The 19272-nt window shown below is 63.3% G+C and carries 16 protein-coding genes, 1 other RNA gene and 1 pseudogene; 6 read left to right on the top strand and 12 right to left on the bottom strand.

Annotation, left to right across the window (positions count from 1 at the left end):
• Window positions 1-45: 45 nt before the first annotated feature.
• Genes NKI31_RS29800 through mraZ form a run of 4 tightly spaced genes read right to left on the bottom strand, consistent with a single transcriptional unit; the run spans window position 46 to window position 3668 of the window.
• The gene (locus NKI31_RS29800) at window positions 46-1770 is read right to left on the bottom strand and encodes a peptidoglycan D,D-transpeptidase FtsI family protein (protein ID WP_023829244.1); all 1725 of its coding nucleotides are present in this window, start codon (window positions 1768-1770) and stop codon (window positions 46-48) included.
• Window positions 1771-1784: 14 nt separating this feature from the next.
• Window positions 1785-2177, bottom strand: a complete 393-nt coding sequence (ftsL, locus tag NKI31_RS29795; RefSeq protein WP_023682142.1) for a cell division protein FtsL — start codon at window positions 2175-2177, stop codon at window positions 1785-1787.
• 4 nt (window positions 2178-2181) lie between these two features.
• Window positions 2182-3198 (bottom strand): 16S rRNA (cytosine(1402)-N(4))-methyltransferase RsmH, encoded by a 1017-nt coding sequence (gene rsmH / locus NKI31_RS29790; protein ID WP_352653259.1) that lies wholly within the window; start codon window positions 3196-3198, stop codon window positions 2182-2184.
• Window positions 3195-3668 (bottom strand): division/cell wall cluster transcriptional repressor MraZ, encoded by a 474-nt coding sequence (gene mraZ / locus NKI31_RS29785; RefSeq protein WP_023682144.1) that lies wholly within the window; start codon window positions 3666-3668, stop codon window positions 3195-3197. The genes rsmH and mraZ overlap by 4 nt, the downstream gene beginning before the upstream one ends.
• A 402-nt stretch (window positions 3669-4070) precedes the next feature.
• Between mraZ and NKI31_RS29780 the strand changes: the two genes are divergently transcribed.
• Complete coding sequence (locus NKI31_RS29780) at window positions 4071-5186, top strand: cystathionine gamma-lyase (protein WP_352653258.1); 1116 nt, start codon at window positions 4071-4073, stop codon at window positions 5184-5186.
• A gap of 9 nt (window positions 5187-5195) precedes the next feature.
• Here the strand turns inward: NKI31_RS29780 and NKI31_RS29775 are convergent, their stop codons facing one another.
• The 7 genes from NKI31_RS29775 to NKI31_RS29745 form a co-directional block, all read right to left on the bottom strand.
• Window positions 5196-5489 (bottom strand): type II toxin-antitoxin system RelE/ParE family toxin, encoded by a 294-nt coding sequence (locus NKI31_RS29775; RefSeq protein ID WP_023668265.1) that lies wholly within the window; start codon window positions 5487-5489, stop codon window positions 5196-5198.
• Window positions 5486-5770 (bottom strand): type II toxin-antitoxin system ParD family antitoxin, encoded by a 285-nt coding sequence (locus NKI31_RS29770; RefSeq protein WP_023668264.1) that lies wholly within the window; start codon window positions 5768-5770, stop codon window positions 5486-5488. Before NKI31_RS29770 ends, NKI31_RS29775 begins: the two co-directional genes overlap by 4 nt.
• A 181-nt stretch (window positions 5771-5951) precedes the next feature.
• Window positions 5952-6349, bottom strand: an RNA gene (rnpB, locus tag NKI31_RS29765) — RNase P RNA component class A.
• A 50-nt stretch (window positions 6350-6399) separates the two neighbouring features.
• Entirely contained in the window at window positions 6400-7104 is a 705-nt protein-coding gene (locus NKI31_RS29760; RefSeq protein ID WP_352653257.1) for a lytic transglycosylase domain-containing protein, read from the bottom strand.
• 184 nt (window positions 7105-7288) lie between these two features.
• Entirely contained in the window at window positions 7289-8056 is a 768-nt protein-coding gene (locus NKI31_RS29755; protein ID WP_023725366.1) for an N-acetylmuramoyl-L-alanine amidase, read from the bottom strand.
• Window positions 8053-8772 (bottom strand): J domain-containing protein, encoded by a 720-nt coding sequence (locus NKI31_RS29750; protein WP_023725367.1) that lies wholly within the window; start codon window positions 8770-8772, stop codon window positions 8053-8055. The genes NKI31_RS29755 and NKI31_RS29750 overlap by 4 nt, the downstream gene beginning before the upstream one ends.
• Window positions 8773-8981: 209 nt before the next feature.
• The gene (locus tag NKI31_RS29745) at window positions 8982-9179 is read right to left on the bottom strand and encodes a hypothetical protein (protein ID WP_023668260.1); all 198 of its coding nucleotides are present in this window, start codon (window positions 9177-9179) and stop codon (window positions 8982-8984) included.
• A 177-nt stretch (window positions 9180-9356) separates the two neighbouring features.
• On the opposite strand from NKI31_RS29745, the gene NKI31_RS29740 reads away from it, so the two are divergent.
• From NKI31_RS29740 to NKI31_RS29730, 3 genes and pseudogenes are all read left to right on the top strand, one after another.
• Entirely contained in the window at window positions 9357-13316 is a 3960-nt protein-coding gene (locus NKI31_RS29740; protein ID WP_352653256.1) for a hydantoinase B/oxoprolinase family protein, read from the top strand.
• 31 nt (window positions 13317-13347) lie between these two features.
• The gene (locus tag NKI31_RS29735; RefSeq protein ID WP_352653255.1) at window positions 13348-14646 is read left to right on the top strand and encodes a BtaA family protein; all 1299 of its coding nucleotides are present in this window, start codon (window positions 13348-13350) and stop codon (window positions 14644-14646) included.
• Window positions 14643-15302, top strand: a pseudogene (locus NKI31_RS29730) (class I SAM-dependent methyltransferase); the annotation flags it as partial. The gene NKI31_RS29735 and the pseudogene NKI31_RS29730, both read left to right, overlap by 4 nt.
• Window positions 15303-15412: 110 nt before the next feature.
• Here the strand turns inward: NKI31_RS29730 and NKI31_RS29725 are convergent.
• Window positions 15413-16792, bottom strand: a complete 1380-nt coding sequence (locus NKI31_RS29725; RefSeq protein WP_352653254.1) for a serine hydrolase domain-containing protein — start codon at window positions 16790-16792, stop codon at window positions 15413-15415.
• Window positions 16793-17075: 283 nt separating this feature from the next.
• On the opposite strand from NKI31_RS29725, the gene NKI31_RS29720 reads away from it, so the two are divergent.
• Window positions 17076-17873, top strand: coding sequence for a glycoside hydrolase family 25 protein (locus NKI31_RS29720; protein ID WP_502899210.1), 798 nt, complete (start codon window positions 17076-17078; stop codon window positions 17871-17873).
• 32 nt (window positions 17874-17905) lie between these two features.
• Window positions 17906-19135, top strand: a complete 1230-nt coding sequence (locus tag NKI31_RS29715; RefSeq protein ID WP_502899209.1) for a lytic murein transglycosylase — start codon at window positions 17906-17908, stop codon at window positions 19133-19135.
• Window positions 19136-19272: the final 137 nt, after the last annotated feature.

Genomic DNA, 19272 nt, shown 5'->3' with positions numbered 1-19272 from the left:
TTTATCTCAACAAAATGGCGCGCAGTTGCCGGCGCGCCCTAAGAATCACTGATAGGAAACCAGCGTTGCGCCATTTTCATGGCTGAAATCTGGCTTCACGCCAAGCATGGCGGCTGCCCGCCTGATGATGTTTCCGGCCATGACACCCGCATTGTTGGCGGCAACGTCGGTCATTCCGGGCTTTTCCGGGTGCGGAGCGTCGGCGATCGTAAACACCAGATACTGCGGATCGTCCATCGGGAAGGCGGCGACGAAGGTGTTGAAATTCAGTTCCTTCGAGTAGCGGCCATTGATCACCTTCTCGGCGGTTCCGGTCTTGCCGCCAACGCGGTAGCCGGGGGCCCTGGCGTTTCTGGCCGAGCCCTTCTCGGCATTGAGCGTATAGAGGTAGCGCATGCCCTCCACAGTCCTTTCGCTGACCACTCTCTTGGCCACCGCCATGGCATCCTGCTCGCTGCGGACCAGGAAAGTCGGCGGGATCAAATAGCCCTGCATCAGCGCCGCGCAGCCGACGGCCGCCTGCAGCGGCGTCGTCGACACGCCATGGCCGAAGGCGATGGTGAAGGAGTTGACCTGCTTCCAGACCTTCGGTTCGGTCGGGCGGGCGACTTCAGGCAGTTCGGTCTGCATCCTGTCCAGAAGGCCAAGGCGATGCAGGAACTCGCGGTGCCCTTCGATGCCGACCATTTCGGCCTCACGGGCCGATCCGATATTGGAGGAGTAAAGGAACACCTCCGGCAATGACAACACGCGGTTCTTGCCATGGAAATCGTGGATCGCCTGATGGCCGACCCGGATTGGGTGCGAGGCGTCGAAACGGCTGTTCATGTTCGCCTTGCCGGAATCGAGCGCCATGGCCGAGGTGAAGCTCTTGAAGGTCGAGCCCATCTCGTAGAGGCCGGCCGACATGCGGTTCAGCCGATCCTTGTCCTGCGCATTGAAGGGATTGTTCGGATCGAAATCCGGCACCGAGGCCATCGCCACCACTTCGCCGGTCTTGATGTTGAGCACGACGGCGCCGGCGCCCATGGCCCGATAGCGCTCGAGGCCGGCGGCAATCTCGTCGCGCACCACATGCTGGACGCGCAGGTCGATCGACAGCTGAACCGGCTTCAGATCCTTGGCGATCGCAAGGCCTGAGGCCTGCAGGTCGCTTAAGCCCTGCTCGTCAATGTATTTCTCCATGCCGGAGATGCCCTGATTGTCGATGTTGGTGAGGCCGACAATGTAGGACGAGGTCACGCCGGCCGGATAGAAGCGGCGCTTTTCGGTGCGAAAGCCGATTCCGGGAATGCCGAGCTGCATGATGTCGGCCTGCTGCTTGGGCGTCAGCTGCCGCTGCAGCCAGACGAAGCCGGCGCCGCTCTTCAGCTTGTGATAGGTCTGCTCGGGGTCGATATCTGGCAGAATGGTCGACAGCTTTTCGATCGCCTCGTCGGCATCGACGATGCGGCGCGGCTCGGCAAACAGCGATGCCGTCTTGATGTCGGTCGCCAGCACCTCGCCGTTGCGGTCGACGATGTCGGGACGCGACGCCGTCACCCGGCTTTGCGGCCCATTCGACATGTCGGGGGACTGGAAACCGAGATAGACCAGCCGCCCGGCGATGGTCGAATAGATGCCGAAGAACACCGCCATCGTCATCACGATGCGGGTCTTGGCCTTGCCGCCGGTCGCCTTGCGCGCGCCTTCGACCACGATGGAGCCGTCCTCGCCGGTCCGTGCGCGGCGCTTCAGCAATTTGCCGACCGACGGAAGTTTGGCGCGCATTGGAAATCCAGCGATCATTGGACGATGGCTCCGGTGACCACGGGATCCTTGTCGGCTGGTCCTTTGCCGGAATTGTCGGCCATGCCGCCAAGCCGTTGCGACGACAGGTCCTCGATGTTGAGCGGTTTTGCCGGCAGGTCGTCGAGCCCGACGATCTGCCGCGCATTGACCGGCTCGAGTGCGAGCTGCGATTTGTAGATTTCAGCCAGCTTCTGCAGGCGCGACGGCTGGGTCAGCAGGCTCCAGTCGGCCTTGAGCAGGTCGATCGTGTCCTCCTCATAGCGGATCTGCGCCTCGATCTTCTGCACCGAAGCCAGCTGTTCCTCGGCCTCGCGCTTGGCCTTGTAGGTCAGGGCCGCGGCCGAGACCATGACGGCGATCAGGACTATGTCGCTGGTTCGAAACACGTATTCACCTCTCTCGCGGCGCCTGGATGCCGGGAAGCTTTGGAAGGCCGAAAATGGTGAGATCACCGGCGCGCGCCGGCGCCTCGGTGCGGATGGCGGTACGCAGCCTGGCCGAGCGCGCCCGCGGATTGGCAGCGACCTCGGCATCGCCTGCCGTCACGCCGCCACCAGCCTTGCGGAAGGTCGCAGTGCGCGCGTGCGCCTCGGGCAAATGACGTGAGCCGGTGGCGACGTCGGCGCGGTCGGCGATGAAGCGCTTGACGATGCGGTCTTCCAGCGAATGGAACGTCACCACCGCAAGCCGCCCGCCGGGCTTCAATACCCGCTCGGATGCCATTAGGGCTTTGGCCAATTCGCCCAGCTCGTCATTGACGAAAATGCGCAGCGCCTGGAAGACGCGGGTGGCCGGATGAATCTTGTCCTTCGGCGCGCGGCCGATATGCGTTTCGATGGCGTCGGCGAGATCGAGCGTGCGCTCGAACGGACGTTTTTCGCGGCGTGACTCGATCATGCGGGCGATGCGCCCGGCATGCCGCTCTTCGCCGAGGAAGCCGAAGATGCGGGCAAGGTCGCCTATCTTGAACGAATTGACGACGTCGGCAGCACTCAAGCCCGCCTGCGCCATGCGCATGTCGAGCGGCCCGTCGGTGCGGAACGAAAAGCCGCGCTCGGGCTGGTCGACCTGCATGGAGGAAACGCCGATGTCGAGGACAACGCCGTCGGCGCTTTCGACCTGCTCGTCCAGCGTCGAAAATGGCGCCTGCACCAGCCTTATCCTGCCGCCGGATTGCTGTTCCAGGCCGCGCCCGGCGGCAATCGCATCGGGATCGCGATCGATCGCCACCACCGAGGCGCCGCTCGCCAGGATCGCCTTGGTGTAGCCGCCGGCGCCAAACGTGCCGTCGACGATCACATCGCCGGCTTTGGGCGAGAGCGCCTCCAGCACTTCGGCGAGGAGGACCGGAATGTGGCGGACCGGTCCGCCAACGGCGCTGAGATCATCGCCGTGATCCGCCATCATTCCGGCCGCTCCCCAGCCTTGGCCTCGTGAGCCTTCGTCCCCTGCCGAAGCTGCAAAAGCCGAGCGCGCGCCTGCGCCCCATAGGCGGCCAGCCGTCCAGGCTCCCAAACTTGAAAGAAATTGCCACGGCCGACAAAGGCCACTTCGCTCGTGATGCCCGTATGCTCGCGGATGAAATCGCTCATCGTGATGCGGCCATCCTGATCGAGCTTCAGGAACGTCCCGTCGCCATGGCAGAAGAACGACATATCGTCCGCCGTCTGCAAAAAAGGGTCTTCCAGCGCGATGCGCTGCTCGTAGCGGTCGAGCAGATCGAGCCCGCCGACATCCATCGCAGGCACGTCCAGGCCGCGCAGCGCATAGAGTTCGGAATAGCCGCGCTTCTGCACGACCGCGCGGAAATGCGCCGGAACGGAGACCCGCCCCTTCGCATCGATCCTGTTCACCGCGCTTGACAGAAACCGGTCCATGACACGCTGCAGCCGCTTCCGCCGCCGCACCCCTCTCCATGTTTTCGTCCGCGCCGAAGCGCGTCCCCTGCCGAAAATCCGCTTCGATCCCAGCGGCAAAACCCCGCAAACGCACAGCCGCCGCGGCTGCCCGATTGGCGTACGCTTTACCCTGACGCGGAACGAAGGCTTTGGTATCGAAATGGGATATCATGGGGCACTATGGGCGTCAACGGGAACAGGCTTCACAAACGCGCGCGCCACAACCGGTGAGAGCAGCTCTGACAACACTCCCGTCTTTATCTCCCATTAAGCCTAACGAACCGTTTAGAGCGGGCTGGCCCAAGCGGAAGCGGCTTGCCGCGCATCACTGCCGCGAATAGCGTGGTCAGTCTTTTCGCTGAGCAACAAGGTCAGAAATCCATGTCTGAAACAGCCAGGTCCCGCGCGGCCTCCCTTGCCCATCTGCGTCGCGACGGACTTGCCAAAGGCGACCCCATCCCATTGCCGCTGACCATGGCCGCTATTTTCCACAACCCGGGCGACGGCGCCGGCTACAGTCAGTACGGCCGTTACAGCAACGCCACCTGGGATGCAGTCGAGCACATGCTGGCGCATCTCGAAGACGCGCCATGCGTCGGCTTCCCTTCAGGAATGGCGGCAATCTCGGCGGTGTTTTTCGGCCTGTTGAAATCCGGCGACCGCGTGCTTTTGCCTTCGGACGGCTACCATGCCACACGCGCGCTGGCCGAACGTTTCCTCAAGCCCTTCGGCGTCGCCTATGATCTGCGGCCGACAGCTACATTCCTCGACGGCGGCTTCGACGGCTACCGCCTTGTCTACGTTGAAACCCCGTCAAATCCGCGATTGGACATTTGCGACATCACAGCGGTCGCCGAGGCCGCGCACCAAGCGGGCGCGATCGTCGTCGTCGACAACACCACGATGACGCCGTTCGGCCAGCGTCCGCTCGATCTCGGCGCCGACATCGTCGTTGCTGCCGACACCAAGGCGGCCAACGGGCATTCCGACGTACTGTTCGGCCACGTCGCCAGCCGCAACCCAGACATCATCGCGGCCGTCACCGGCTGGCGCGAGACCGCGGGCGGCATTCCCGGCCCGTTCGAGGCTTGGCTGGTGCATCGCGGCCTGGAGACGCTGGACGTACGCTTCGACCGCATGTGTTCTTCTGCCGAGGTGATCGTGAAGCGCCTGAAAGACCATCGCGCCGTTAGCGGCTTGCGCTACCCCGGGCTGGAGGGCGACCCGTCGCACAACCTCGCCCGGGCGCAGATGGAGCGCTTCGGCTTCCTCGTGTCCTTCGAACTCGCTTCCCAGGAGAAGGCCGAGGATTTCATCAACAACTGCACGCTGATGCAGGCGGCAACGTCGTTCGGGGGTGTCCACACCTCCGCCGAGCGGCGGGCCAAGCGAGGAGATTCGGTTCCGCCCGGCTTCGTGCGCCTGTCGGTGGGCTGCGAGCCGGTGGAAGAACTCTGGCAGGCGATCGAGGCATCGCTGGACAAGATCGGCGTCTGAACTGGTGGATTAGGTCACCAAGTCGTCGGCGCCAATATCGCGCCTGCCGTGCAAAACGCGGACGATCTCGATCGCGTCTTCGCCCATGCGATACAGAGTGACATATTCGCCGACGATCAGATGACGAATGCCGGGCGCGATATCATCGCGCGGCGCACCTGAGAACGGGTGCAAGGTGAGCAGTGTCCAGCGCCTCTCCAAAGCGTCCACAAGGCGCATGGCTCCCTTTGGGCTATGTTCCGCAATGTAGTCACCGATGCCTTCGACATCTGATATCGCCTGAGGAAGCAGCCGATATTTCACTCTTCCGAGCCTGCAGCTTCCGACATCCTGTGATATTTGGCTCGCAGCCGGTCCATGAAGGGCTGGCCGTCCACCGCCGGTCCGCTGTCGATCCCCTCCTGAACCAGCCTGCGCAATTCCTCGACCGTGTAGCCGAGAAGATCGCGGCGGTCTTTCCATTGCCGCAGCGCATCACGGATGACTTCGCTGGCCGAGGCATATTCGCCGGCGGCCACGACATCGTCGACCGCCGCCGCCAGTTCCGGCGAAAGCGTGATGCTGCGTTTGTCGACGTGACCCATGATGCGCTCCTGATCAAACCATGACAATCATGGTACGATTAAATCGTACCAGCTTCAAGGATGCGTTTGTCTCGACCCCAGCATGCGTACTTGATTCAATCGCTCAAGCACCTGAATCGCCAGCTGCGCCCGAAGGCGCAGACTGCTGATCCAAAGGATTAATCGCGATATGGGGGAGAAAATTGCCAGCTGGCCTGTAAGCCGGGTTTTGTATGGCCCTCGCCCCTTTCGGGGCGAGAACGTGGCGGCCATTCATCTTGGGCGCATGTTGCCATGCGCCTCACGCAACCTACCCGGACGGTGAGCCGGAAACAGCCCTCGAAGGTTTCCCCTCGCACCGTCCCTATTCGGTTTTGCTCCTGGTGGGGTTTACCGTGCCGCTCCTGTTGCCAGTCGCGCGGTGGGCTCTTACCCCACCCTTTCACCCTTGCCCCGATAAATCGTGGCGGTTTGCTTTCTGTGGCACTTTCCCTGGGGTCGCCCCCGCCGGCCATTAACCGGCACCGTGTTTCCATGGAGCCCGGACTTTCCTCACCCGCAGCCTTTCGGCTTTGCGGGTGCGGCCGCCCGGCCAGCTGGCAGAGCGTATAAAGGGGTTCACGTTCCAAAACGCAAATGAAAAAGCAGACTTATGCCGGCGATCCCAATGCCGCCAACTGCACCTTGACCTTGCCGCAATAGGCCGCCGACACCGGGTTCATCCTCGTCGCGGCATGGCCGGCATTGTATTTCAGGATCGTGCCGCAGGTGGTGCCGCCGCCGAGATTGCGCGCCATGGCAAGGTACTTCATGCCGTATTTGATGTTGGTGTCGGGATCGAACAGACCCTTGGCGGAGCCGCTATAACCCATCATCCGCGCCGTTGCCGGCTTGATCTGCATCAGGCCGATTTCACCCGCGCCGCCGACGATGTTCGGCCGGTAGTTGCTCTCGATCTTGATGACCGCCTGGGCCAGCGACACCGGCACGCCTTCGGCCGCAGCATAGCGGGCAATGATTGCCGAATACTGGCCGCCAAGCGCGGCTGCCGCAGTCGACTCCGCAGCGGTGCTTGGGCGGATCGATGCGGTCGTCGTCAGGTCGACGCTCTTCCTGTTGCGCTTAAAATGCCTCTTGGCCGTGGCTTTTCTGGCCTTCACCGCGGCTGCTTTGCGCACATTCGCGGTGGTTGCTCTTTTTGCTTTCGGGTTTGCTTTCGTCATGGTGGCCTTGGCGGGTGCGGCGATGAAGCCCTGGTCTGCCCTCTGGCTCAGTGGTGCGGCATCGGCCGTGCTGAAGGTAAAAGTCATTACGCCGGCAGCAATAGCTGCCGTTACAACGGTCAATTTCTGCATGTGGTCCCGTTCTGTTTGGCCGCGCGAAGATCTTCACGCAGCAACGCCTAATCAATATCGGAGCATCCGGGGGGCTGGAGGTCCGATAACTTGCACGAACTGCCTTTGAGGGCGGAATTTGTGTCGAACAAGGCGAGGCAATTCACTTTCAGTGACAGGCTGTAACTTGAATATCAGGAAAAGATTATTTAGACGCAACTGACCTAAGGGAAGTCAGCAGGCTTTGCAGCGTGCTAGACGTAGAGCCGTCGGCGACGCCATCCACCAGGCGTGGTCGGAAATGCCGTTGAAAAGCTTCGACGACGATTTCGGTCTGGCGGTCGAAGACACCTGATATCTCGACGCCATAGCCATAGAGCGCCAGCATCGACTGCAGTGCCTCGACCTCGGCGCCGGTATCGCCGGCTTTCAGCACCGCGCCGCGCCGGACCGGCGCCGCAGGCACGAGATGGCCGACCCCGGCCGCAAACAGCGCCTTCCAGGGGAATTTCTCGCCCGGGTCGATCTTGCGCCCCGGCGCGATGTCGGAATGGGCAAGCACCCTTTGCGCCGTAATGGAATGGCGTTCGATGACACCAAGGCAAAGCCCGATCACCGCTTCCACCTGCCGCTTGGGAAAGGCCGAATAGCCGAGCGAATGGCCGGGATTGACGATTTCGATGCCGACCGAACAGGAGTTGATGTCGCGACGCCCGAACCAGGAACTTGCACCGGCGTGCCAGGCGCGGTCGCTTTCGCGCACCATCTGGATAATGCGGCCATCCTCATGGACGAGGTAGTGCGACGAGACTTCGCTTGCGGGGTCGCATAACCAGGCTTCCGCGGCAGCACCCGTCGCCATGCCGGTATAGTGCAGCACGATCATGTCGGGCCTGAGCGTTTCGCGCCGCGGGCCGAAATTCGGCGATACCCTGACCTCCGCGCTTGGCTCGTCGGGCGGGAAGCCGCTCATGCGTGCCTGAGGCCCCGCTCGATCATTTCATAGGCCGCGTTGATCGCCGCGACCCTGGTCGTTGCAATCTTGATGAATTCCTGCGGCAGGCCGCGCGCGATCAGCCGGTCCGGATGATTGTCGGAGACCAGCTTGCGGTACCGCTTCCTGACCTCCTCGAACGGTTTGCCGCGCTCAATGCCGAGCACGATATAGGGATCGCCGGCGCCGAGATTGACGTGCCTGGCCATGATGGCCTCGTAGTGCACCTCGTCGATGCGAAAAATCTCGGCAATACGGTGCAGGAAAACGCCTTCGCGCTCATGCACCAGCCCATCCGCCTTGGCGATATGGAACAGACCGTCGAGTATGTCTTCCAGCATGACGCAGTTCGAATGGCCCGAGCCGCACATCTGCGCCATACTCTCGGCATAGGTCTCGAACCCGGCGACGTCGCGCTTGGCCAGATCGTAAAGCCGCGCCACATTGCGGGTCTGTTCTCGCGGCACCTCGAATATTTCCTGGAACGCGCGAACCTCGTCCTGGGTGACGATGCCATCGGCCTTGGCCATCTTGGCTGACAGCGCAATCATCGCCACAGAGAAGGCGACACGCCGGCGCAGATCAGCGTCACCGGAGAAAACCGTGCGCACGGCCTCGACCACATCGGCTACGCCGGACGTGGCTGAAGATGAAACGCGGGTGATGAAGTCGCCGAGGCGATCCCAAATCGACATGAGCGCTTATTAGGGCCGCCGGCCATTGCTATCAAGCCAAGACAGCGCCGCAGAGTGGATCGAATTTACGCAAGCAACCGACGCGCCAGATCCCAAACCGTAGGAAAGAGCCGGTTCAAGGCCCTTGAGCCCCGAATCGACCTAAACGCAGGAAGGCCGGCGCGAAGCCGGCCTCCTCTCTCGTCACGTCAAAGTGACCGAGACTGCTGCTACTGCGCGGGGGCAGGAGCAGGTGTTGCCGGAGCCGGTTCTGCAGGCTTCGGTGCATCCGGCGTCGCCGGCTTCATGGGCTCGGCGGCTGGCGGATTGGTGCTCTGGGTGGTGGTGTTATCCGTACCGCTGTCGCTGCAGGCGGCAACGCCGAACAGGGCCAGGGCGGAAACGGAAGCAAGAATGAGCTTTTTCATGACATCTCTCCTTCAACACACGCTCACGTTGCGGTGAACGGTCGGAGGCAAAATGCATCAAACGGCCATGAGTTTCGTAACGTTGCGTTTCCTGATGTAACATCCGCGCACTATCGATTGCGGGCCGGGCGATGCCGAACTAACAGTCTGGACCCAAATGCAATGCCGGAGTTCTGCGTGGACAAGAAATGGGATTTTTGGATCGACCGCGGCGGCACCTTCACCGACGTGATCGGACGTGATCCGCAAGGGGGTTTGCATCCCAGGAAATTCCTGTCGGAAAATCCCGAAGCCTATCCCGACGCGGCCATAGCCGGCATCCGCGAGCTTCTGGGGCTGAAATCCGGCACCGCTATTCCTCCGGGCCTGGTCGGTGACGTCAAGATGGGTACCACCGTTGCCACGAATGCGCTGCTGGAGCGCAAGGGCGACCGTGTGCTTTTGCTCATCACCAAGGGCTTTCGCGATGCGCTGAAAATCGCCTATCAGGCCCGGCCGGACATCTTCGCCAAGGAGATCATCCTTCCGGAACAGCTCTACGAGCGGGTCATCGAGATCGACGAACGCGTGCGCGCCAATGGCGAGGTCGAGCGCTTGCTCGACATCACCGCCTGCCGCCCCGCCATCGAACAGGCGAAGGCTGACGGCATCGATGCGGTGGCCATCGTCTTCATGCATGCCTGGAAATATCCCGACCACGAGAAGGCGGTGGCGAAAGTCTGCCGCAAGATCGGGTTCAGCCAAGTCTCGGTCAGCCATGAGGTCTCGCCGCTGATCAAGCTGGTCGGCCGCGGCGACACCACCGTGGTCGATGCCTATCTGTCGCCGATCCTGTCGCGCTATGTGCAAAGGGTGGCGGGAGAACTGGGCGCGACGCCAATCTCCCCACTTGTGGGGGGTGAGGAGCGGTCGGCCAAAGGCCGAGAAAAAGCCAACGATTTGGCTTTTTCAGCGACGAACGCCCGGAGCCATAGCGAAGGGCAGTCGGCAAAGCCGACAGAGGGGGTCCTCTCGGAAGGCACCGCCAATGCGCTGAGCCCGGTCGATCCAACCCCACCCGGCGGCTCCGCCGGCACCCTCCCCTCGAGGGGGAGGGAAAACCCTCGCCTGATGTTCATGATGTCGTCGGGCGGGCTCACCGCCGCCGACATGTTTCAGGGCAAGGACGCGCTGCTGTCCGGCCCGGCCGGCGGTGTCGTCGGCATGGTCGAAACGGCGAAACTCGCCGGTTTCGAGAAAGTCATCGGCTTCGACATGGGCGGCACCTCCACCGATGTCGCCCATTTTGACGGCGAGTATGAGCGCGCTTTCGACACCGAGGTTGCCGGCGTGCGCATCCGTGCGCCGATGATGCGCATCCATACCGTCGCTGCCGGCGGCGGCTCGATCCTGCATTACGAAGCCGGCCGCTTCCGCGCCGGGCCGGATTCCGCCGGCGCCAATCCCGGCCCCGCCGCCTACCGGCGCGGCGGCCCGCTTGCCGTCACCGACGCCAATGTCATGCTGGGCAAGCTGCAGCCCGATTTCTTCCCGGCAATTTTCGGCCCAGGCCAGGACCAGCCGCTGGACGTCGCCGCCGTGCATAAAAAATTCGCGGCGCTCGCCGCCGAAATCGGCGATGGCCGCACGCCGGAAGCCGTCGCCGAAGGGTTCGTTACCATCGCGGTGGAAAACATGGCCAATGCCATCAAGAAGATCTCCGTGCAGCGCGGCTACGATGTCACCGAATATCTCTTGAACTGTTTTGGCGGCGCTGGCGGCCAGCATGCCTGCCTGGTTGCCGACGCGCTCGGGATGCAGGCGGTACTGATCCACCCCTTTTCCGGTCTGCTCTCAGCCTATGGTATCGGCCTGTCGTCGGTTTTCGCGTCACGCCAGCAGGCACTCCTGAAGCCGCTTGCCGAAGAATCCAGGACCGAGATCGGCAGCCTCATCGGCACGTTGAAAAAAGCCGTCATCGCCGAATTGGCAGCGCAAGGCATCGCCGAGGACAAGATTGCGGCAAAGCCGGTGCTGCACATCCGCTATGACGGCACGGACACCACGCTGCCGGTGAATTTCGAAGGCGACTCGATCTTCCAGGCCAGGCGCGATTTCGAAGTGGCCCACAAGGCGCAGTTCGGGTTCGTCTATGACGACAAGCCGATGATCGTCGAGACCGTTGGCGTGGAAGGCGCCGAGATCGTCGAGACCACGGCCGAAGCCGTTGCGCCCGCCGGACCGGCAAGGGTTGAAGCCGGTGCGTCCGGAACGCGGCGCATCTATACCGAGGGACGTTGGCATGAAGCCGGCATCCATCGCCGCGAAAACCTGCGCCCATCCAATCTGGTCCCGGGCCCCGCTTTGATCATCGAGCCGAACCAGACCATCGTCGTCGAGCCGGGCTGGCAGGCCGAAATCACTGATGTCAATCACGTCGTCATCCGCCGCACGGAACGGAAAGTGCGCACGGCTGCCCTCGGCACCGAAGCCGATCCGGTGATGCTGGAGGTCTTCAACAACCTCTTCATGTCGATCGCCGAGCAGATGGGCGTCACCCTGCAGAACACCGCCTATTCCGTCAACATCAAGGAAAGGCTGGACTTTTCCTGCGCCGTCTTCGACCGCCATGGCGCGCTGGTCGCCAACGCGCCGCACATGCCGGTGCATCTCGGCTCCATGGACCGCTCGGTCGAAACCGTCATCAGGCTGAACTCCGGCGACATCCATCCCGGCGACGTCTTTGCGCTGAACGCCCCTTACAATGGCGGCACGCATTTGCCTGATATCACCGTGGTGACGCCGGTGTTTTCCCTCCCCCTCGAGGGGAGGGTGGCCGCGCAGCGGCCGGGTGGGGTTCTCTCAGAAGGCACCACAAGAGCGTCGAGCACTGCCGCAACGACCCCCTCCGGCGGCTCCGCCGCCACCTCCCCCTCAAGGGGGGAGGAAGTAATCTTCTACGTAGCCTCACGCGGCCATCATGCCGATATCGGCGGCACTGCCCCCGGCTCGATGACGCCGCTTGCCACCACGGTCGACGAGGAAGGCGTGCTGTTCGACAATTTCCGCGTTGTCGATCGTGGAAAATTCCGCGAGACGGAGTTGCAAACGCTGCTCACCGACCACCCCTACCCCGCCCGCAACCCGCACCAGAACATCGCCGACCTCAAGGCGCAGATCGCCGCGAACGAAAAGGGCGTGGCGGAATTGCGCAAGATGGTCACACATTTCGGCCTCGACGTCGTCGAAGCCTATATGGGCCATGTCCAGGACAACGCTGCCGAAAGCGTGCGCCGCGTGCTGGAGCGGCTGCCCGATAGTTCTGAGTACGAATACCCGACCGACACCGGCCAGGTGATCAAGGTGAAGATTACCGTCGATCGGCAAAAGCGCGAGGCGACCGTGGACTTCACCGGCACCTCGAAGGTCGAGAAGAACAATTTCAATGCGCCCGAGCCCGTCGCCCGCGCAGCCGTGCTCTACGCCTTCCGTGTCATGGTCGAGGACATGATCCCGATGAATGCCGGCTGCCTGCGGCCGATCAACATCATCATCCCCGACGGCTCGATGCTGAAGCCCGCCTACCCCGCCGCGGTCGTGGCCGGCAATGTCGAGACCTCGCAGCATGTCACCAACGCCCTGTTCGGCGCCATGGGTGCCATGGCCAATGCGCAAGGGACGATGAACAACCTGACCTTCGGCAACAAGCAGTACCAGTATTACGAGACCATCTGCTCCGGTTCGCCGGCAGGCCGGATGAACTCCGGCCGCGGCTTTGCCGGCACATCCGGCGTCCACACCCACATGACCAATTCGCGCCTCACCGATCCGGAGGTGCTGGAACTGCGCTTTCCCGTCATGCTCGAGGATTTCCACATCCGCGAAGGTTCCGGCGGCAAGGGCAAATGGAGCGCCGGCGACGGCACCAGGCGCACCATCCGCTTCCTCGAAAAGATGGAATGCGCCATCCTGTCCTCGCACCGCAACCGCCCGCCGCAAGGCCTCGACGGCGGCGGTGACGGCGAGGTCGGCTCGACCAAGGTCCGCCGCCAGGACGGCAGCGTCGAGACGCTGAAGGCCTGCGACCAGACCGTGCTCGACGCCGGCGACGCCGTTATCCTGACGACGCCGACACCGGGGGGATTTGGCAAGGCCTGAACTCGCGTCAACAGGCTGTCACCCGCCTGTCATGCCCCTGAGTTACCCGCTTGCGGCAAAGCAAATGGGGAATCACTTTGCCATGACGGACGTCTCCTCGGATCTCGTTTTTCGCCGCGGCAAGGAAGTTGGAAAAGCCGTCTACCAGAACCGCCCGCTTTCGCAGGCCGGCCTTTCCGAACGACTGTTTGCGCTGCTGTTTTCCGGCCTTGTCTATCCGCAGATCTGGGAAGACCCTGAAGTCGACATGGAGGCCATGCAGCTTGGCCAGGGCCACCGCCTCGTCACCATAGCGTCGGGCGGCTGCAACATCCTCGCCTACCTCACCCGCTCGCCTGAACGCGTCGATGCGGTCGACCTCAACGCCGCCCACATCGCCTTGAACCGGATGAAGCTGGAGGCGGTGCGGCATCTGCCCTCGCAGGGCGATCTGTTCCGTTTCTTCGGCGCCGCCGACACCAACCACAATTCGCAAGCCTATGACCGCTTCATCGCGCCGCATCTCGACCCGGTCAGCCGCCACTATTGGGAGCGTCGCAGCTGGCGCGGCCGCCGGCGCATCACCGTCTTCGACCGCAATTTCTACCAGACCGGCCTGCTCGGCCTGTTCATCGCCATGGGCCACCGCATCGCCAAATTCTTCGGCGTCGATCCCGCCGGTCTCATGGCGTCGAAGAGCCTCGCCGACCAGCGCCGCTTCTTCACCGAAGAGCTGGCGCCGGTCTTCGACAAGAAGCTGTTGCGCTGGGCTACCTCGCGCAAGGCTTCGCTGTTCGGCCTCGGCATTCCGCCGGCGCAGTACGATTCGCTGATCACCTCGGGCGATGGTTCGATGGCTAGCGTGCTGAAGGCCCGGCTGGAAAAGCTCGCTTGCGATTTTCCGCTGAAGAACAACTACTTCGCTTGGCAAGCCTTCGCCCGTCGCTATCCCAATCCGGGTGAGGCCGCCCTGCCCGCCTATCTAGAAGAGGCCAACTACAAGGCGATCCGCAACAATGTCGATCGCGTCGGCATCCACCACGCCAATCTGATCGAATTTCTGGCCGGCAAGGACGCAGGCACCGTCGACAGTTTCGTCCTGCTCGACGCGCAGGACTGGATGACGAACGACCAGCTCAATGCCCTTTGGTCGGAGATCACCCGCACCGCCTCGGTCGGCGCCCGAGTCATCTTCCGTACCGCCGCCGAGCCCAGCCTGCTGCCGGGCCGCGTCTCGATCTCGCTGCTCGACCAGTGGACCTACGAGGACGAGGCCTCGCGCGACTGTTTGGCCCGCGACCGCTCGGCCATCTATGGCGGCTTCCACCTCTATGTGAAGCGCGCGGCGTGAGCGCGAGCGAGCTGCCGGCCGACCATGCCGAACTGATGGACGGCGTCTATCGCTGGCAACGCCATATCTACGACCTGACCCGCAAATACTATCTGCTTGGCCGCGACCAGATGATATCCGGGCTGGATGTGCCGGCGAATGGCAGAGTGCTCGAACTTGGCTGCGGCACCGGCCGCAACATCGCGCTTGCCGCCCGCCGCTATCCCGACGCCCGCCTCTACGGGCTCGACATCTCGGCCGAGATGCTGGAGACGGCGAGCAAGGCGATCGGCCGCGACGGCCTGTCCGGCCGCGCCGTGCTGGCGCGCGGCGACGCCACCGATTTCGACGCCAAGACGCTGTTCGGCGTCGAGCGCTTCGACCGCATCTTCGTGTCCTATTCGCTGTCGATGATCCCCGGTTGGGAAAAGACGGTTTCGGCAGCCCTTGCGGCACTCGCGCCCGGCGGCTCGCTGCATGTCGTCGATTTCGGCCAGCAGGAAGGCTTGCCCAACTGGTTCCGGACATTGCTGCGCGGCTGGCTCAAGAAATTCCATGTCACGCCACGTGAATCATTGCGCGAAGTCTTGGAATCGGAATCTCGGCGAACCGGCGCAAGCTTCTGTTTCCGCGCGCTTTATCGCGGCTATGCCTGGCTGGCGGTCGTCAAGATCGCGCACTCTTACCTCCCCCTCGATGGGGGAGGTCGCGCCGAAGGCGCCGGTGGCCAGGCACCCGCCCCGGCGCTACGCGCCGACCCTCCCCATCAAGGGGAGGGTAAAGGGAGCTAGCGCAGTGCCTTCATCAGCGCGCCGACCATCACCTGCGGCCGGTAGCCGAGCTTGGCCGGCGTCAACCCCAGCCGCACCACCACCAGTTGCTCCGACGGGATGATGGCGACCGTCTGGCCGTCATGGCCCTCCATCCAGTAGGTATCGTTGGGCAGGCCGGCGGCGACGCCGGCGCCGGGATTTCCTTCGTCCCCCGGGGCTTCGATCCAAAGTTGCCCCTTGCCGTAGACTTTCGAGGCCGGTGCCGGTTCGCGCATCCAGTCGACGAAACCGGCCGGCAGGATCTGGTTGCCGTTCCAGACGCCGCCCTGCAGCAGGAATTGGCCGAACCGCGCCCAGTCATGCCCCGTGGCATAGAGGTAGGATGAGCCGACAAAGGTACCCTCCTCGTCGGTTTCGAGCACCGCGCTTTGCATGCCGAGCGGCCCGAACAGCGCTGCCCTTGGCCACATCAGCGCCTTGTCCTTGTCGCCGATAGCATCCTGCCACAGCCGCGACAGCATCACCGCCGTGCCGCTCGAATAGGAAAAGACCTTGCCGACGTCGCCGGTCAGCGGCTTGGCCTCGGCGAAGCCCGCCATATCCGGTTCGAGGTAGAGCATGCGCGTCACATCGGCAACGTCGCCATAATCCTCGTTGAACTCGAGTCCGCTCGACATCGCCATCATATCGGCAAGGCTGATGGCGGCGCGGCCGTCCGCCTTCCATGAGCCGAACAGGCCCTGATTGGTCACCGCCATCTTGCCGTCCTTGACCAGCGTGCCGACGAGCGCGGCGTTGACTGTCTTGGTCATCGACCAGCCCAGCAGCGGCGTTTTCGCCGAAAAGCCGTCGCCATAACGCTCCGCAACAATGCGGCCATTTTTGACCACCACCACGGCGCGCATGCCGATGCCGGTCATCGCCGCACCGTCGAGGATCTTGTTGATTTCGGGATTTTGCGAGGCATCGACTCGATCTCCCTCGGGCCACAGATCGCCCTTGGTGGCCGCCGACGCCTCGGCAGGGATTGACGTGCGCCGTGCCTTGCGGACGTCGCCATCGGGAACCGAGGCGCAACCCAGGCCGGCGCGCGCAACGGCAACGCTCTTGCCGAGGAAGCCAAGCAGCCCGGCCGAGACGGTCCCCCTGTTCTTGTCGACCGACACCTTCATCAACCTGAGCAGCGGATGGCCGGGCGCCTGCACGTCGATGGCCAGCACCTCATTGGGATCACGGCCGGCGATAAAAACATTCGAGCAGACAATCTTGGCGGAATAGCCGGAACCGACGCGGATCAGGTCGGGCGGCGCGACGTAGAGCCAGGCAAACAGGGCGGCAACCGCCAGAACGACCAGGCCGAGCAGCCATTTGATGATCTTCACGGCGATCCGCATCTTTCCGCCCCTGCTTTTCCGCTGCCCGTGGCTTGCGGCCCGATTTATGTCATCGATTTGCCGCCATTGCTTCCGCAAAATCGGTGTTCTTGTCGAGCGCCGTCAACCTGTTATCAACCATGATCGGCGATCACTGGTGCATGTCGCCCAAAAGTGCTCAGCGGTTTTGGAACAACGACATGCACGAAAATAACGTATCAGGCGATGCTGTGGGGCGATCGCCTGAGGGGCACCTGCAACGACAACCCAACAGCGACCGGCTGATTCCGGCTCGGGAAATGCGATGCGCCGTTTCGCGGCCCTCATCACGTTGACGCTGCTGGCCGCCTGCTCGACCGCCGGCGATCTCGTGCCCTCGATGTCGCCATCCAGCAGCCCGACGGTTGCCGTGCGCGCACCGCGTTTCGAAGATTCCAAGCCGCATGAATGGGATAGCGGCGCGCCTTGGAACTATGCCGTTCACGGCACCGACGTCTCCAAATACCAGACCTCGGTCGACTGGCCGACGGCCAAGGCCAGCGGCATCTCCTTTGCCTTCATCAAGGCGACCGAGGGCGGCGACCGTTTCGACGAGTATTTCAACGAGCATTGGTCGCGCACCAAGGCCAATGGCATTCCGCGCGCGGCCTACCATTTCTTCTATTTCTGCACGCCTGCCGCCACCCAGGCGCGCTGGTTCATCCAGAACGTGCCCGTCGACCGCTCGGCCATGCCGCCGGTGCTCGACATGGAGTGGAACCCGCAATCGCCGACCTGCCGGCTGCGCCCGGATTCGGCGACGGTGCGGGCCGAAATGACCACCTTTCTCGAGATGATCGAGCGGCACTATGGCAAGAAGCCGATCATCTACACCTCGGTCGACTTCTTCGACGATAACGACCTTTCGACGTTCCGCGACTATCCCTACTGGCTGCGCTCGGTGGCCGGCCACCCCCGCCAAAAGTACGGCAGCCACCCCTTCACCTTCTGGCAATACACCGGAACCGGTATCGTTCCCGGCATGACCGGCAAGTCCGATATCAACGTCTTCAACGGCACTGAGGCAGCCTGGAAAAAGTGGCTGCGGCAGAACACCCGTTGACACCGGCTCTGCCGCCTGCTTTTCGACGTCCCATGCGCACCTACCTGCAACCACTGGGATATCCACGCCGGAAACAGTCGAGGAGCCGATTGCGCTCCGGGCTGCTCGCGGGCCTGCTGCTCGGCGCTACGGCGATGCCGGCGGGGGCGCAGGAATGCGGCGGCGACTTCGAAGCCTGGAAGCAAGGCGTGGCGGCGGAAGCCAAGGCGGCCGGTGTCGGCGCTGTCGGCCTTGACGCACTGGAAGCCGCCACCGTCGACGACAGGGTGCTGGCGCGTGACCGCGCCCAGGGCGTCTTCGCCCAGACCTTCATCCAGTTCTCCAACCGCATGATCTCGGCCTACCGGCTGAAGCAGGGCGCGGCCAATCTGAAGAAATACGCCGAAATCTTTGCGCGCGCCGACCAGCAGTTCGGTGTCCAGGCGCCGATCATCACCGCCTTCTGGGGGCTGGAGACCGATTTCGGCGCCGTACAGGGCGATTTCCACACGCTGAGCGCATTGGTGACGCTGTCGCACGACTGCCGCCGGCCGCAGCTGTTTCGGCCGCAACTGGTGCCGCTGTTGACGCTGATCGATCGCGGCGTCGTTCCGGCCGACGTCACCGGCGCCTGGGCCGGCGAGATCGGCCAGACGCAGATCCTGCCTTCCGACTATCTCGCGCGCGGCGTCGACGGCGATGGCGACGGCATCGTCGATCTCAGGCGCAGTGTGCCCGACGTGATCATGACCACGGCCAACAAGGTGCTGTCGCGCGGCTGGAAACGCGACCAGCCCTGGATCGAGGAAGTGCGCGTGCCCGAGGACATGCCTTGGGAGCAGACCGGCCGCACCAACAAGCTGCCGCTGTCGCAATGGGCCGCCTGGGGCGTCACCAATCCCGATGGCACGCCGCTGATCGACAATGGCCTGAAGGCCGGCCTGGCGCTGCCGATGGGCCGCAAAGGTCCGGCCTTCCTCGCCTACGACAATTTCGACGTCTATCTCGAATGGAACCAGTCCTTCACCTACGCGCTGACCGCCGCCAACTTCGCCAGCCGGCTGGCCGGGGCAAAGCAGTTCGACCCGCGCAATCCCGAAACCGGGCTCAATGGCGACCAGATGAAGGAATTGCAGACCAAGCTCGAAGCCAGGGGCTATGACGTCGGCACCGTCGACGGCATTCTGGGCACCAACACCCGCGAAGCCATCCGCAAGGAACAGATGCGGCTCGGCATGCCGGTCGACGGCTGGCCAACGCCGGAGCTGTTGGGGAAACTGTAGCGCTCCTTGCCTTCTCCCCTTGTGGGGTGAGCAGCCGGTTTCGGTTGTGTGCGTCAAGTTCTGCAAAATGGGGCGGCCATGATGCTGGTCATGCGGCTTGGCGCAGAGCGAGCTTCTTGTGCTCGCGCAGGTCGTCC

Source organism: Mesorhizobium sp. M0659, assembly GCF_040320605.1.
GTDB lineage: Bacteria > Pseudomonadota > Alphaproteobacteria > Rhizobiales > Rhizobiaceae > Mesorhizobium.
This window is presented reverse-complemented; position numbering and strand designations above follow the sequence as displayed.